Raw genomic sequence first — 15,261 nt, forward strand, 5'->3', positions numbered from 1 at the left:
AAAATGAATAAACTCGAAATGATATCCGCCCTTAAAAAGGAAGCGGATATTTCCAAATCCGAAGCAGCAAAAATCGTGCAGATCTTTTTTGATTCCATGGCCGATGCCCTGGTCAATGAAGAGCGGATTGAAATTCGCGGCCTTTGCAGTTTCTTTGTGAAAAACTACAAGAGCTATACCGGCAGAAACCCCAAGACCGGGGAAAAGGTGCAGATCCGTCCCAAAAAACTGCCCTTTTTCAAGTGCGGCAAGGAACTTCGGGAACGCGTGAATGAAAAGGCGTAAACGGCGAATTTTGTGATCGGACTTGAAGATCTCATCGGGCAGAAGCGTCCGGTGCAGCTGCTGGCCAATGCCCTTCAAAACGATAAAATGCCCCATGCCTGGCTTTTTACCGGAGAAGACGGGGTAGGCAAAAAAACCGCCGCACTGGCCCTGGCAATGATCAGCAACTGCCAAAATCCGGATTTGACAGGCCTGCCCGCATCTCAAACAGACGGACAAAGCTCTGCTTTCCCCCGGGCATGCGGCAACTGCCGGTCGTGTAAAAAGATCGCCGCAGGCGTACATCCGGAGGTCCGGGTGATAGAGCCCTCAGGTCTCAATATCCGCATTGACCGAATCCGGTCTCTGTGTGCTGACCTGGCCCTGAAATCCGATGAACGCTCCTGCCGGTTTGTGATTATTGACCCGGCCGGCCGGATGAATGCCGAAGCAGCCAACGCTTTGCTCAAAATCCTGGAAGAGCCCCCGGAACACACGGTTTTTGTCCTTATTGCCGCAGATACCGGTGATCTGCTGCCCACCATTGTATCCAGGTGTCAGCATATCCGTTTTCACCCGATTGCCCCGGCTGAACTGGAGGCTTATCTTCGTGACAAATGCGGCATCGCCCCGCAGCAGGCCATGATCGTTGCCTCTCTTGCCCGGGGAAGCCTTGGCCGTGCCGTTGAAATGGCAGCGCGGGATTGGTCTGCACGGCGCAATTTTGTCATTGAGCAACTCAGGAAACTGCCCGCACAGCCCAGGGGCATTCGGCATGTGCTGGCTGAACTGATGGCCAGGGACAAGGACCGGATTGAGGCAAATCTTGAAATCATGAAAAACTGGTACAGGGATCTGGCGGTGTGTTCAGCCGCACCCGAGCTGCTCTACAACCGGGATCTTTCTGATCAGGTCCGCAAGACCGGCTCGCGGACCTCAATGGATCAGATCCTTGAAAAAACCGATGCCATTGCTGCAGCGGAAAAGGCACTGACCACAAACGCCAATGCCCGGCTGGTCATGGATGGCCTGGTCGAGGCGCTGGCTGCTCAGGGCGGCAAGACTTATTGATAAAAGGACTGAAGCTTTCACTTATGAATACGGAAGAAACCGAATCCAAACAAAAGTACCCCCTTAAAATCGTCGGCATCCGTTTCAAGCCGGCGGGAAAAATCTATGATTTCAATTGCGGCGCCTACGTGCTAAAAAGCGGCGACGAAGTCATCGTGGAGACCGAACACGGGCTGGGTTTCGGCACCGTGGCCACGGAACCCGAAAACCGGGATCCGGAAACCGTCAGACAAAGCCTGAAAAAGGTGTACCGTCCGGCCACCCCGGAAGACCAGGAGCAGAGGGAAAAAAACCGGGAAATCGAAGACCAGGCCTATGATTTTTGCCGGGAGTGCGTGGACAGCCTGAACCTGCAGATGCACCTGTTTTCCGTTGAAAGCAATTTCGACAACTCCAAACTCACTTTCTTTTTCACTGCAGACGGTCGTGTGGATTTCCGGAAACTGGTGAAAATGCTGGTCAAGGAATTCCGCACAAAAATTGAAATGCGCCAGGTGGGCATCCGAAACCAGGCCAAAATGTGCGGCGGTGTGGGCAGATGTGGACGGATCCTGTGCTGCTCGGCATTTATGACACGGTTCGACCCGGTTACCATCAAAATGGCCAAGAAGCAGGGGTTGTCCCTGAATCCTACAAAAATCTCCGGAGTCTGCGGCCGGCTCATGTGCTGCCTGACCTTTGAAAACAACCTGTATTCCGGCAGCCAGAAAGCGCAGAACCCGAATTCGAACAAAGACAATACAAAGCATTCGTCACAGGAAGAATAAAATGACATCGCATTTTTACATCACCACGCCCATATATTACGTCAATGCAAGACCTCACCTGGGACATACCTATACCACAATAGCCGCTGACGTGGCCCGGCGCTTCCACAGGATGCAGGGCAAACAAACCTTTTTTCTCACCGGCACGGACGAACACGGCGATAAAATCGTCAAGGCAGCAGAAGCCAGCAATGAGGCCCCCAAAGCCTATGCGGACAGGATTTCCGGGTTGTTCAGCGATCTTTGGCCGCAATTCAACATTCATCCCGATTATTTTATCCGAACCACGGATGCGGATCATATTGCCGTGGTTCAGCAGGTGCTGCAGAAAATCTACGACAGCGGAGATATCTATTTCAGCGAGTATGAAGGACTGTACTGCTTTGACTGCGAGCGGTTTTTCACCGAGCGGGAACTGGAAGACGGCAAGTGCCCGGATCACGGAAAGTCCCCCGTGCCCATCCGGGAGTCCAACTATTTTTTTAAAATGAGCCGGTATCAGCAGTGGCTCATTGACTACATCCATGAAAATCCGGATTTTATCGTGCCGGAACGCTATAAAAACGAAGTGCTCGGCTTTCTTCGGGAACCTTTGGAAGACCTCTGTATCTCCCGGCCCAAGTCCCGGCTGACTTGGGGTGTCACCCTGCCCTTTGACGACAAATATGTCACCTATGTGTGGTTTGACGCTCTGATCAACTATATCAGCGCCCTGGGATATCCGGACGGGGAAAAGTTTAAAAGCTTCTGGCCCCATGTGCGCCACGTGGTGGCCAAGGACATCTTAAAACCCCACGGCATTTACTGGCCTATTATGCTCAAGGCCGCAGGCATCGCCCCCTACCGGCACCTCTTTGTTCACGGCTACTGGAACGTGGATGAAAGCAAAATGTCAAAAAGCCTGGGCAACGTGGTGGATCCCGTTTATCTTAAAGACACTTACGGCGTGGATGCCATTCGCTATTTCCTCATGCGGGAAATGACCTTCGGGCTGGATTCCAGTTTTTCAGAAGCCGCCCTGATCCAGCGGATCAACTCGGATCTGGCAAACGATCTGGGCAACCTGTTTTCCCGGGTCCTGGCCATGTTTCACAAGTATTTCAAGGGCACTGTGCCGGACTGGAACCCGGAAGCAGGCGAAATTATGGGAACTGACCTGAAGGCCGGGGCAAGAACTGCCATTGACGCCTTTTGCCGCAGCATGGAAAACCTGGATTTTCACAAGGGGCTGGCTGCGGTGTGGGAATATATCGGGCAGATGAACAAGTTCGTGGACACCAGCGCTCCCTGGGAACTGGCCAAACAGGAAGACAGCCGCCCGCAGCTTGCCGAGGTGATCTGTCACCTGCTCGAAGGCCTCCGGGTGGTCGCAGGCCTGATTTATCCGGTGATGCCCGAAACAGCGGCAGCCATGCACAAGCACCTGGGCCTGGACCCGGAGGCCAAACCCGGATTTTACCTGGTGGCAGAAATCTCAAAATGGGGTGTAATCGCGCCGCAAACCGTATTGCCCAAAGGCATATCCCTGTTTCCGCGCCTGGATCCCGAGGCCATTCTCAACCGGCCTGCCCGGGACCCGGCACCTGAAAAAAAGAAAGCTGAACCCATGGCCCCGCAAATTGGAATTGAAGACTTTGCCAAGGTGGATCTGCGTGCCGCCAGGGTGATTTCAGCGGAAAAAGTCGCCAAAGCGGACAAACTGCTGAAGCTGGAAGTGGACATCGGCCACGAGACCCGCACTGTAGTGGCCGGCATTGCCAGGCTCTATGCACCGGAAGACCTGGTGGGCAAAACCGTTATTCTGGTGGCCAACCTGAAACCCGCAAAGCTCATGGGAATCCGCTCCGAGGGAATGGTGCTGGCGGCAGTCGATGGGCAGGACGGATCCGTAGCCGTGATAGACCGCCCGGTCCTGCCGGGAACCCGTCTGAAATAAGGCGCATCTGTATATCATGGATGCTTTTCGCAAGCGAAAAACCATCAACAGCCAGACAAAATTTCACAATACCGCCTGGCGCAAATACCAGTTCCGCCTGAGGCAAAAATCGGCAGCAAGGCAGGCCCTCAGACGGCTGCCGGCATACCTGCTGATTTTGTGCATCGGGCTGGGTTTGATCAAAGGTGGATTTTTTGTGGCCCACTGGTTTCAGAGCCGGCCGCTGCCGCAGCAGGCCGCTGTTAAACCGGAAACCGAGCGCGTCACCCGCGATGAGGTCCGGGCGCTTCTGGACCGCAGCGATCTGCTCAATCCCCTCACACCCGTGTTTTCCAAAAAAATCGCCGGCCGGGACTGCGCCCTTCATACCACCCTGAATGAAGACCTGCAGAAAGCCGTGCTTTCAATGATGGATCCCAAATATGCCCGGCAGATCGGTATTGTGGTCATGGACGCCCGGACCGGAAAAATCCTGGTCATGGCCTCCCATGACCGAAATAATCCGGATATGAACAACTGTACAAACGCCTCATTTCCCGCCGCCAGCCTGTTTAAGATCGTGAGTGCCGCAGGTGCCATCGATGACAGCGGCTTGACCCCGGAGACCCGCATGAGCTTTAACGGCGGTAAATACACCCTGTATCGCTCCCAGCTGGCGGACACGAAAAACAAATATACCAACTACGTAACCCTGGAAAAGGCCTTTGCCGAATCCATCAATCCGGTTTTCGGCAAAATCGGGCAAAACTACCTGGACAAGGCCCGCCTGGAAAAATATGCACAAGCCTTTTGGTTCAACCGGGAAATGGATTTCGATCTTCCCGTGGATGTCAGCGTTGCATCCGTATCCGAAAAACCTTATAATTGGGCGGAGATTGCCTGTGGTTTCAACAAAACCACGCAAATCTCCGCTTTGCATGCGGCAATGCTGTCAGCAGCAATTGTTCACAACGGGGCCATGATGCGGCCTTATTTTATTGAACGCGCAGTGTTAAACGATCGCGTTGTTTTCCGCCAGGATCGAAAAATGCTGACCAGATCCATCCATCCGGAAACGGCCCGGCAGATGCAGTCCATGATGAATGCCGCTGTAACCCGTGGCACGGCACGGGGCAGCTTTCGGGGCAGACAGGCAACCGCCATTTTCAAGAGGTTTGATGTGGGCGGCAAGACCGGTTCCATCAACGACAACCCGGCAAAGGTCAAATTTGACTGGTTTACCGGATATGCCAGACACCGTGAAACCGGAAACACCATCGCAGTCGGGGTGATCGTTGCCCACAAGAACTATATCGGCGTGCGGGCGGCTGAATATTTCCGCAGAATCGTTTACGAATACATGCAACAACCCCTAAACCAGGCCAAGGCACCACAGGACGCTGTAAATGATGACACCTAAAGCCCATAGCTTAAAAATTTTTTTGCTGTCTTTGCTAAAAAAGACCGCAGAAGTGATCCCGCAAATCCGCATCGGCAGAATCCCGCAAAATCCGGTAGAGCGCGACACCCTTATTTTTTTCCCCCTTGTCTTAAACCGGCTCTGCTGCGGCCTGACCGGCATTGTGACCTTTCAGCGGGCTGATAAATCCGATGCTTTGCCCCCAGATATGATTTCAGAATTGGAAAACGCTGCCGCTGAAATGGCGCAGACGGGTTTTTCCGCAAACAGCCCTGAGCCAGGCCGGATTGATGACGCCTATCTGGGGGGAGCCGATACCGTGGGCATTCTTTATTCAAAAATCCGGGAGCTCAAGCAGACGGACAGTTTTTATGGTTTGTTTACCGATACCGATGCCTGCAGCCGCCTTTCAGTCCTGCTGAAAAATCTGGAGGATCTGGCCAGAAAGGAACTTCAGGGCCGGGACCAGGCCATGGGGCGCCTTGCGCCGGATATTTTCGACATTGTTTCGACCCGTATTGAGACCCTGCGGGATGCGATATGGAGCCTGAAAACCGAGCTGCTGGACAACATGGAAAAAATCCGTGTGATAACACCCGGTATACCGGAACTTGCCCGGGGCGGGCTGGCTGCGGCCCAGCAGGTCAACTCGGTGTTAAACAGCATTGACAGACTCGAGGTGCGCGGCCGGGATTCAGCAGGATTGTCCCTGATGTTTATCCTGGAAGATTCGGTTTATTTTGACCTGGAAAGCCGGATTAACGCTGCCGGGTATGCCGAGGAATTTGCCCGGCGCACCAACAGGGGCCTGCTGCTGCACAAAAGTGTATCCGTGCGGCATTTAAAAAATGATCCCTCCGATCCGCGTGTCTCTGTTGCCCTGACCTACAAGGTGGCCGCTGAAATCGGCCGTCTGGGCGACAACATTGCCTATATCCGGGATGAACTGGCTGCCGATCCAGTGCTCCAGTTTCTGCTGATCCAGCCCCACCGGCGCTTTAACGTCTCTGCCCATACCCGGTGGGCCTCTGTGGGCGAGGTCAACGAACCCAACTGCCACCCCATGGATGCACAGACCCAAACCTCCCTGATTGAGGAAACCGGAATCATTCATGTGAGCTTAAACGGCGACATTGATAACTACCAGGCCCTGCAGAAAGCCCACGAGGCCGGGGGTATGGACTATCCCGCAGAGATCACCTGTGATACCAAAATCATCCCGGTCCACATTGCCGGGTATCTCAAAAAAGGCCATGACATCGCAGAAGCCTTTCGCCTGGCAGTCAATGATTTCGAGGGTTCCCATGCCATCTGCATGCAGTCGGACCTGGCCCCGGGAAAACTGTTCCTGGCCCTGAAAGGAAGCGGCCAGGCCGTTTTCGTGGGTCTGGGACCGGATTTCTACATTCCCACTTCCGAGGTTTACGGATTTGCCGAAGAAACCCCGTATTTCCTGAAAATGGACGGCGAAGCTGCGCATAAAGACAGCCAGGGCAGGCTTATTTCGGGCCAGATCTTTGTCATTGACCCGGACAGCCATGGGGGATTGTCCGGGGTCACGGCCATGTTTTACAACGGCGCTCCAATCGAGCTCACAGATGCCGACATCCGCAAGACCCAGCTCACCTCCCGGGATATCGACCGCCAGGATTTTGACCATTATTTTTTAAAAGAAATTTCAGAGGCGCCGGCATCAGTGCGCCGGACCCTGGAAAACCGCTGGAAAATCATCAATACAGACGGCCGTCGATACGAAATTACCCTGGATGAAACCACCATACCGCAGGCCCTGCTTGACAGAATCACCCACGGCCGGATCGGCCAGATCCTGTTTATCGGCCAGGGAACCGCGGGCGTGGCGGCCTCGGCATGCGCCAATCTCATGCGCTATTACCTGGATGAACCAACAATGCGCATAGAAGCCCTCAAATCATCAGAACTGTCCGGATTTGTTTTAAATGAATCAGACGGCCGGGATTTGTCTGACACGCTTCTGGTGCCCATCAGCCAGTCGGGCACCACCACGGACACCAACCGGGCCGTTGACATGGTGCGCAAAAAGGGTGCGTCATCCGTGTGTATTGTCAACCGCAGAGATTCAGACCTGACATTTAAAACCAATGGAGTGCTCTACACCAGTTCAGGAAGGGACATTGAAATGTCTGTGGCCTCCACAAAGGCCTTTTACTCCCAGATCATTGCCGGGGCTGTGCTGGCCTTATACATTGCCCAGGCCACCGGCCGCCGCAGCCATGCGTTTGTGTCAAACGAGGTCCGGCAAATGATCCAGCTTCCCGATATTATGGAGCAGGTGCTGTCCATGAAGGAGCAGGTCCGGGCATCCGCCAATCGTCTGGCCCTTCAGCGCACATACTGGGCCACTGTTGGCAGCGGACCCAACAAGGCGGCGGCAGACGAAATCCGGATCAAGTTAAGCGAGCTTTGCTACAAAACCATTTCATCAGATTTCGTTGAAGACAAAAAACACATTGACCTGTCCTCAGAGCCGCTGATCATCGTCTGTGCTGCCGGCACCCGCAGAAGCGTGATCGGCGACATTGTCAAGGACACGGCCATCTTCCGGTCCCACAAGGCCCTTCCCGTGGTCATTGCGGATGCCAATGAGTACCGGTTTGACACCTATGCCGAAGACGTTTTCCGGGTGCCTGCGGTAAGCGAGCATTTCGCCCCCATTGTCAACACCCTGGTGGGCCATATGTGGGGCTATTATGCGGCCCTGACCATCAATGAAGGCTCACACTTTCTCCACCAGTTCCGCGAAGAGATCCGGGAAACCATCAAGGCCTATGCCGAGCAGGATCTTGATATTTACGAAATCGCCCTGGAAAAATCTTTCAGAGAAAAAATCCTGCGTTTTTACAATGAATTTCGAAAGCGCCAGGCGGAAAACGGGCTTGCCCCGACCATGGGCATCAACGGCTCCACCAACCTGGTGCTGCTGCTCAAATACCTCTCCGGCCGGCTGCCGGTAGCCGATTTTGAGATTGATTTCGGTGTCAAAGGCACGGCGCGCAACATGTTTGATCTGTTGTTTGCCTCCCTTGCAGAGGCCATCAACACCATGGCCCGACCGGTGGATGCCATCAAGCACCAGGCCAAGACCGTGACCGTGGGCACCAGCCGTATCGAGGAAAAGGCAGAGGGGTTGCTTTTTGACATGATGCAGCAGTTGGGCTTTACCATCGAGCACCTGACGTTAAACAACATTCTCGTGATCAAAAATATGCAGCAGATACTCGATCACATCAAGGGCTGGACCCTTTACCGCATTTCCGGGGTCAATCTGATGGGCGAGCCCACGGAAGAAACCACCATCGAGGTCATTGACAAACAGGGCAGTTCCGCCGCCATTGCCTCCAGGGCTGAAAAAGACCGCACCCTGAAAGGCACCAAGCGAATCATCGTGCGCGAGGGCAATGTCTACATGGGCAAGGGCAGAAAAGACGACAGAAGCATCCTCGTCATCCCGCTGATCTCAGGAGATCCCTCCCGGCCCAACATGGTGGAGCACCTGCTTTTGTTCGACGTGGCCTTCCGCCCGGCCGTGGACCTGGCCTCCAGGGTCAAGGCCCTGGGCGGCAAGCACGAACATATCAAAAATATTGTCCAGGAAAACAATATTGCCTGGAACGATGAACTGCTGGAGCAAGTGCCCATGGACGAGCTGTTTGGCCGGTCTGCGGAAAAAATCGCAGAGCAGATCGTGGAAAGGGTCTCCTGAGGCCGTCAGGATTGATGGCACCGTAAAAAGTCTGATTTCAGATGGTGCCGTAAAAAGTTCAAGATCAAGGCTTGCGCAATTTCGAAGAATGCAGCGTACTTATTCGTACGTGAAATTCTGAGAAAGTGCGCGTAACGCAGATATTGGACTTTTTACGGCGCCATCAGGATTGTTTACAGCCATTTTCTGCGCTTAAACCAGACCAAAAGCCCGGCGAAAATCCCGAGAAACACCGCCCACAGTGCCGGGTAGGCCCAGGGCCGGGACAGCTCGGGCATGTAATCAAAATTCATGCCGTAGACCCCGGCAATAAAGGTCAGGGGGATAAAAATGGTGGCAATCACGGTGAGCACCTTCATGACCTCATTCATTCTGTTGCTCACCGTGGTCAGGTAGATATCGAGCACCCCGGAAAGAATATCGCGATGGCTTTCCACGGTGTCTGATACGTGGATGGCATGATCATAGACGTCGCGCAGATAGACACGCACATCATCGGAGATCAGATCCGTGTCATCGCGCAGCAGGTTATGGATGATCTCGCGAACCGGCCAGACCGCTTTTTTTAAAAAAATAATCCGGCTGCGGCTTTGATGAATGGTCTGGACAATTTCCTCTCCCGGGTCTTCTATGACCTCGTCCTGGAGATCTTCGATCTGTTCGCCGATTTGTTCCATGGCCAGAAAATATTGATCCACGATCATGTCCATCAGGGCATATGCCAGGTAATCCGCGCCCAGTTTTCGGATCCGGCCCTTGCCCTTTCGGATCCGCTCTCGGACGGGGTCAAACACATCCCCTGGCTTTTCCTGCAAAGAGATGACCAGGCCGGGCCGCACCACAAGGCTGACCTGCTCATGATCCAGCCGGTTTTGGCCGGGGTCATAGTCGATCATTTTCAAAATCGCAAACAAATAGGTGTCATAATCGTCAAGCTTGGGCCGACCCTCTGTGTTGAGCATATCTTCAAGCACCAGGGGATGCAGATCAAACATCTGTCCGAGCCGGCCGATCAGATCCGGATCATGGACCCCGGTGATGTTGATCCAGGTGACACTGTCTTCTGAAATCGCCTGCCTGCAAGCTTCTAAATCCGCATCCGTTGTTTCGGTGTACCTATCCCGGCTGTATTGGATGATGGAAACACATATATCCGCAGCCCCCTCCTCGCCCACGTAAACCAGCGAACCCGGAGCCATGCCAATTTTCGTGCTGACTTTCTCAGATGCCATTGGCCTCGCCCCCCTTTGGACAATGATCTGCAACCAGACAAAATTCAGTCTGAAAATTTTTCAATGCAGGATATACAGAAAACCAAATTCCTGTCAACGGGGGTTTTGCCCACACAACGCTTGACGACCTGCGCCGGCTTGCATATGGTAAGTTCCTTTTATGGATTTCAAAACCGGATACAAACAAAAGGATGATATCTGAAATGAATCCGAAATGGATACTCAAGGACGCATATAAAACATTTACCGCAGACCAGGACAAAGTTGCCGACCCGCAGGAAACCGTGGCAAAGGTCAGGCGCCGGTTTGCCCAACAGAACCTGGCCGTACTGGCCAAAACCGCGCGCATTGACACGGGCAGGCTGAATATTCCGGTTTATGTTTCCGTGTGCGGCCCGGATGCCCGGTCCCTGACCGGTACAGCCAAGCAGATGGGAAAAGGCGCCACCCCGGCCCAGGCAGAGGCCAGCGCGGTCATGGAACTGGTGGAGCGGTTCAGCTTCTATAGTTTTGCCGCAGACCCGGCCAATTTCGTGGAAGCCACCCGGCCGGAAATGGTAAAATCCGCCCTGCCCTTTGAAACCATTGCCGCATCAGTCCACGATGAATCAGAAGACCTGGAAGCCGCAGCCCGGGTATTTGACACCCTTCCCTTGAAATGGGCAATGGGGGCCAATCTTACCCGCGGCCATGACGTGCGGGTTCCCTTTGAATGGTTTTTTGCCATCAACGAATTCAACGGCACTTCTGCCGGCAACTGCCTGGAGGAAGCCCTTTGCCAGGGAATCTGTGAAATTGTGGAGCGCCACGTATCTGCAAGGATCTGCCGGGAACAAACCCCCGTGCCAGGCATTGACCCGGCATCGGCAACAGACCCCATGGTGCGGGAAATGCTGGAAAAATACAAAAAAAACGGAATCCGGGTGTTTTTGTCGGATTTTTCCTTAGACACGGGCATTGCCACGGTCGGGGCCCTGGCCTTTGATCCGGAAACCTTTCCGCACAAAAGCGAAATCGTATGGACCGCGGGCACGGCTCCGAATCCGGAAAAAGCCTTGTCGCGTGCCCTGGCTGAAACTGCCCAGCTCGCCGGCGACTTTCACACCGGATCCAATTACGTGGCCAGCGGACTGCCCAAGCCGGCGGACCCGGCAGATGTCGCCCATATCATCGAACCCGGGACCATCAAAAACATCACAGACCTGCCGGATATCTCAGACAGCAATATTGGCAAGGAGGTCCGGCGCTGCATTGCCGCCCTGAAGCAGCAGAACCTGGATGTCATCACCATGGACACCACCCACCCGGGTCTCGGAGTCTGCGCCCTGTACACGGTGGTTCCCGGTGCGCGTTTCCGGGAGCGGGCGGCTGCCGGAACTGTTGGCATGTTCTGCGCCCGGTTGATCACGGAAAAATTTGACCCGCATGAGGCCGCACAACGACTGGCGCAGATGGACGCCATGATGCCGGGCAAATATTACGTACAGTTTTATTTGGGGAAAACCCGCATGGAACTCGGGGAGACAGAGGCCGCCATAGCGCTTTTCCAATCCGCGCTCGCCCTTGACCCTCACGCCCAGGATGTTGCCAGCATTTATTCCTACATGGGCCAGGCGTTGAAAGACGCCGGCGACTATGAGCACGCCCTGGAAAATGCGGAAAAAGGGCTTGAATGGGACCATGAACGCACTGATTTGCACAACCTGGCCGGGTTCTGCCATTTCAAGAAAAAAGACCACGAGGCAGCGGTTGAAAGCTTCTCCAGGGTGATTGCACTTAACCCGGCATCGGGCATCGATCATGCCAACCTGGCGGTCAACTACCGGGAAATGGGGGATATGGACGCGGCCATACGGTTTTTCCGGATTGCCCTGGACCTGGACCCTTCCCTTGAGTTTGCCCGGCAGCACCTGGAAGCGCTCAGGAAATAAGGGTTTTGAGATCCTCCCGGATATAACGGCCCGGTACAGGGGTCACCCGGGGCATGGGACCAAGCGGGCTTTGATCCACAAGCAGGGGACACCCATAAGCCGCCTCCAGGGTTTCATAGGTCAGCACCCGGCCCGGGGGGCCCCATTGAATCATTTCTCCCTGATGCAAAAGCATCAGGGTATCGGCGTACATGGCCGCCAGGTTCATGTCATGGGAGACCATGATAACGGTAATGCTTTTTTCATTGCGCATCTTTTCCATCAGGTCCATGACCCGAAGCTGGTGGGAGATGTCTAAGGCAGCGGTGGGCTCGTCGAGTAAAATCAGTTCCGGCTCCTGGCAGATGGCCCTGGCGATAAAGACCCGCTGGCGCTCGCCGCCGCTTAGCTGATCCATGCGCCGATCAGCCAGCCGGGCAACGCCGGTAAAATCCATGGCCTGATCGGCCAGGGCGTGATCCCTTTCCGATTCCAGACCGAATGTGCCCAGATGCGGACTGCGTCCGAACAATACCATGTCTCTGACCCGGAATGGAAAATCCATGGGCACCTGCTGGGGCACAAATGCCATGCGCCGGGCAAGGTCTCTTCTGCCGTAGCTTTTCAGCCTGCGACCCAGGATCTGCACCCGGCCGGACACGGGCTTGAGCAGACCGGCCATGATTTTCATCAAAGTGGTTTTGCCGGAACCGTTCGGCCCTATGAGAATAAAGCACTCGCCTGTTTTGACCTCAAATGAGACATCTTCGAGCACGGCTTGATCCGCATAAGCGGCAGATACGCCTGCAACCGAAACAGCCGGGTTCATGCGCTGCTCCTTCTCAACAGAAAAATAAAAACAGGTGCGCCGATCATGGCGGTGATCACCCCGGCGGGCATTTCCCCCTGCCTGGGCAAAACACGTGCCAGCAAATCACAGAGCACCAGGTAGGCCGCACCGCCGAAAATACAGGCCGGTGTCAGGACCCGGTGGTCCGAGCCCAGGACCAGCCGCAGCAAATGCGGGATCACCAGGCCCACAAATGCGATCAGCCCGCACTGAAACACTGTTGCGCTGACCATAAACGAAGTGAGAACCAGAAGGGTGACACTCACCAACCGGACATTGACCCCCATGGACTGGGCCATTTCCCTTCCCATCAGCAGCAGGTTCATCTTGTGCGACAGCCAGAAAATGGCGGCAAAGCAGGGCAGCACCATCATGGCCAGAAGACGGGCTTCGGCCATTCCACCAGAGGACAAGTCCCCCATAAGCCAGAACATGATGTTCTGCAGCCGGGCATCCCTTGCAAGAGACAGCAGAAACATGATGCCGGCGGAACAAAACGCATTGACCATGACCCCGGAAAGCAGCAGGGATTCTTTTTTGGCCGTGGTCTGCCCGGAAGCAATGCCCAAAACCAGAAACAGGGTGGCCATGCCCCCGGCAAACGCCAGCATCCCTACCCCCGGAAACCGGGCCAGACCCAGAAGAATGCCGATGATCGCACCAATGGCTGAACCGCCGGAAATTCCAAGGATATAAGGCTCTGCCAGGGGATTTCGCAAAAGCGCCTGGAAAACCAGGCCGCCAAGGGAAAGGGATGCGCCCACAAGGGCGGCCAGAAGCACCCGCGGAAACCGGATTTTCCAGATAATCGAATGCATCAGGCTTTCCTCCCGGAAAAAATCCCGGATGGCCTGGATAACGTCAGCCGCCCCGGCTCCGGAAGAGCCCATGGTCAGGCCCAGAAATCCGGCTGCCGCCAAAAGCGCGGCCAAAATCGCTGTGACCACAAAAATTCGCTTGACCACGGCTGTCATCTTGCCCTGTCCCCGTCACTGTCAAACAGTTGCGGATGGAGAAGCCGGGCCAGTTCTTCAAGTCCTTTGACCAGCCGGGGCGAGGGGCGGTCGTATAGATTGGAGTCTACCAGGTGAATGCGGTCATCGGCCACCGCGGGCAGTTCCTCCCATTGCTGCCATTGCTGCAGCACCCGGTCAAAAACCTTCTGTCGGTCCATGGAGGTGACAATGATGATCTCCGGAGCCAGGGCCAGCACATCCTCCACTGAATACCTCGGATATCCGGGATGGCCGCCGGCCAGGTTGCAGCCGCCGGCCTTTTGGATCAATTCGTTGATAAAGGTATTGGACCCGGCAGAAACAATGGGATCCACGCCAATCTCAAAAAAGACCCCGGGACGATGGGAGACGCTGTCCACCTTTTTGCTTACCGCGGCCATGCGCTGATCCATGTCCGAGACCACCTCCCCAGCGCGCTGCTCTGTCCCAAGGATTTTGCCGATGTCGGATATGGTCTTCATCACTGAATCCAGGTCCCTGGGATTGACCGCATACACGGCAATGTTCATTTCCTCCAGGCGCCGGATAATGCGCAATGGATTGCCGTCCTTGATGGCAATGCACAGATCCGGCTTTAAGGACACGATCTTTTCCAGATCCAGATAAACATAGGAGCCTACGGATGGCAAATTCCCGGCCTCTGCAGGATAATCGCTGTACTGGGTTGCACCCACCAGGCGCTGCTCGCAGTTTAAAGAATAGACAATCTCCGTAATACTCGGCGCCAGGCTTACCACTCGGACCGGATCATCGGGCACCCGGACCTTGCGGCCGGTGTGATCCATGACCATATCTGCATGCACAAACCCTGCGCCCAGCAGAAAATACAAAAAAATCAGTCGTCGGATTTTCCAACCAGCTGGCTTTGTTTTGTTATTGGCCATCTGCGACCTCTTCTATGTGAGCCATGATCATGCGTACAGAGTTCAGGGTCGAGCCGTTGATTTCCAACGCCATGTTTTCTCCATCTGTCTGCACCGGCCATTGAAAGCCGGGCTTGGGGATCAAAACTGAAATTCGTGGGTATCCTAACCGGAAACAACTTGATATTCAAGGGTGTTCAATCAAGTTTCC

11 protein-coding genes are annotated in these 15,261 nt (G+C 54.7%); 7 read left to right on the top strand and 4 right to left on the bottom strand.

Annotated features, from left to right (window positions below; genetic code table 11):
- Window positions 1-3 precede the first annotated feature (3 nt).
- From HNR65_RS05260 to HNR65_RS05285, 6 genes are read left to right on the top strand one after another with little or no spacing between them, the layout of a single operon-like run.
- Window positions 4-285, top strand: coding sequence for an HU family DNA-binding protein (locus HNR65_RS05260; protein WP_181550411.1), 282 nt, complete (start codon window positions 4-6; stop codon window positions 283-285).
- Between the two features lie 12 nt (window positions 286-297).
- A complete protein-coding gene (gene holB, locus HNR65_RS05265) occupies window positions 298-1,335 on the top strand; it encodes a DNA polymerase III subunit delta' (RefSeq protein ID WP_181550412.1) in 1,038 nt (345 codons plus the stop codon).
- Window positions 1,336-1,358: 23 nt separating this feature from the next.
- Window positions 1,359-2,102 (top strand): PSP1 domain-containing protein, encoded by a 744-nt coding sequence (locus tag HNR65_RS05270; RefSeq protein ID WP_181550413.1) that lies wholly within the window; start codon window positions 1,359-1,361, stop codon window positions 2,100-2,102.
- Window position 2,103: 1 nt separating this feature from the next.
- The gene (gene metG, locus HNR65_RS05275) at window positions 2,104-4,038 is read left to right on the top strand and encodes a methionine--tRNA ligase (RefSeq protein ID WP_181550414.1); all 1,935 of its coding nucleotides are present in this window, start codon (window positions 2,104-2,106) and stop codon (window positions 4,036-4,038) included.
- Window positions 4,039-4,054: 16 nt separating this feature from the next.
- On the top strand, window positions 4,055-5,437 hold the full coding sequence (locus tag HNR65_RS05280) for a penicillin-binding transpeptidase domain-containing protein (protein WP_181550415.1): 1,383 nt from the start codon (window positions 4,055-4,057) through the stop codon (window positions 5,435-5,437).
- Entirely contained in the window at window positions 5,424-9,179 is a 3,756-nt protein-coding gene (locus tag HNR65_RS05285; RefSeq protein ID WP_232364658.1) for an SIS domain-containing protein, read from the top strand. Before HNR65_RS05280 ends, HNR65_RS05285 begins: the two co-directional genes overlap by 14 nt.
- 173 nt (window positions 9,180-9,352) lie before the next feature.
- Here HNR65_RS05285 and corA read toward each other — a convergent pair whose 3' ends face one another.
- Window positions 9,353-10,411 carry a magnesium/cobalt transporter CorA gene (gene corA / locus HNR65_RS05290; RefSeq protein WP_181550416.1) on the bottom strand — a complete coding sequence of 353 codons (1,059 nt, stop codon included), beginning with the start codon at window positions 10,409-10,411 and terminating at the stop codon, window positions 9,353-9,355.
- A gap of 203 nt (window positions 10,412-10,614) precedes the next feature.
- Between corA and HNR65_RS05295 the strand changes: the two genes are divergently transcribed.
- On the top strand, window positions 10,615-12,342 hold the full coding sequence (locus tag HNR65_RS05295) for a YcaO-like family protein (RefSeq protein ID WP_181550417.1): 1,728 nt from the start codon (window positions 10,615-10,617) through the stop codon (window positions 12,340-12,342).
- On the opposite strand, the gene HNR65_RS05300 is transcribed toward HNR65_RS05295, so the two are convergent.
- The 3 genes from HNR65_RS05300 to HNR65_RS05310 are packed head-to-tail and all read right to left on the bottom strand — an operon-like array spanning window position 12,332 to window position 15,071.
- The gene (locus HNR65_RS05300) at window positions 12,332-13,150 is read right to left on the bottom strand and encodes an ABC transporter ATP-binding protein (RefSeq protein ID WP_181550418.1); all 819 of its coding nucleotides are present in this window, start codon (window positions 13,148-13,150) and stop codon (window positions 12,332-12,334) included. The genes HNR65_RS05295 and HNR65_RS05300 overlap by 11 nt on opposite strands.
- Window positions 13,147-14,145: a FecCD family ABC transporter permease gene (locus HNR65_RS05305; protein ID WP_181550419.1), complete on the bottom strand. Its 999-nt coding sequence runs from the start codon at window positions 14,143-14,145 to the stop codon at window positions 13,147-13,149. The genes HNR65_RS05300 and HNR65_RS05305 overlap by 4 nt, the downstream gene beginning before the upstream one ends.
- Window positions 14,142-15,071: an ABC transporter substrate-binding protein gene (locus HNR65_RS05310; RefSeq protein ID WP_181550420.1), complete on the bottom strand. Its 930-nt coding sequence runs from the start codon at window positions 15,069-15,071 to the stop codon at window positions 14,142-14,144. The genes HNR65_RS05305 and HNR65_RS05310 overlap by 4 nt, the downstream gene beginning before the upstream one ends.
- Between the last annotated feature and the right edge of the window lie 190 nt (window positions 15,072-15,261).

It is taken from the genome of Desulfosalsimonas propionicica (genome assembly GCF_013761005.1).
GTDB lineage: Bacteria > Desulfobacterota > Desulfobacteria > Desulfobacterales > Desulfosalsimonadaceae > Desulfosalsimonas > Desulfosalsimonas propionicica.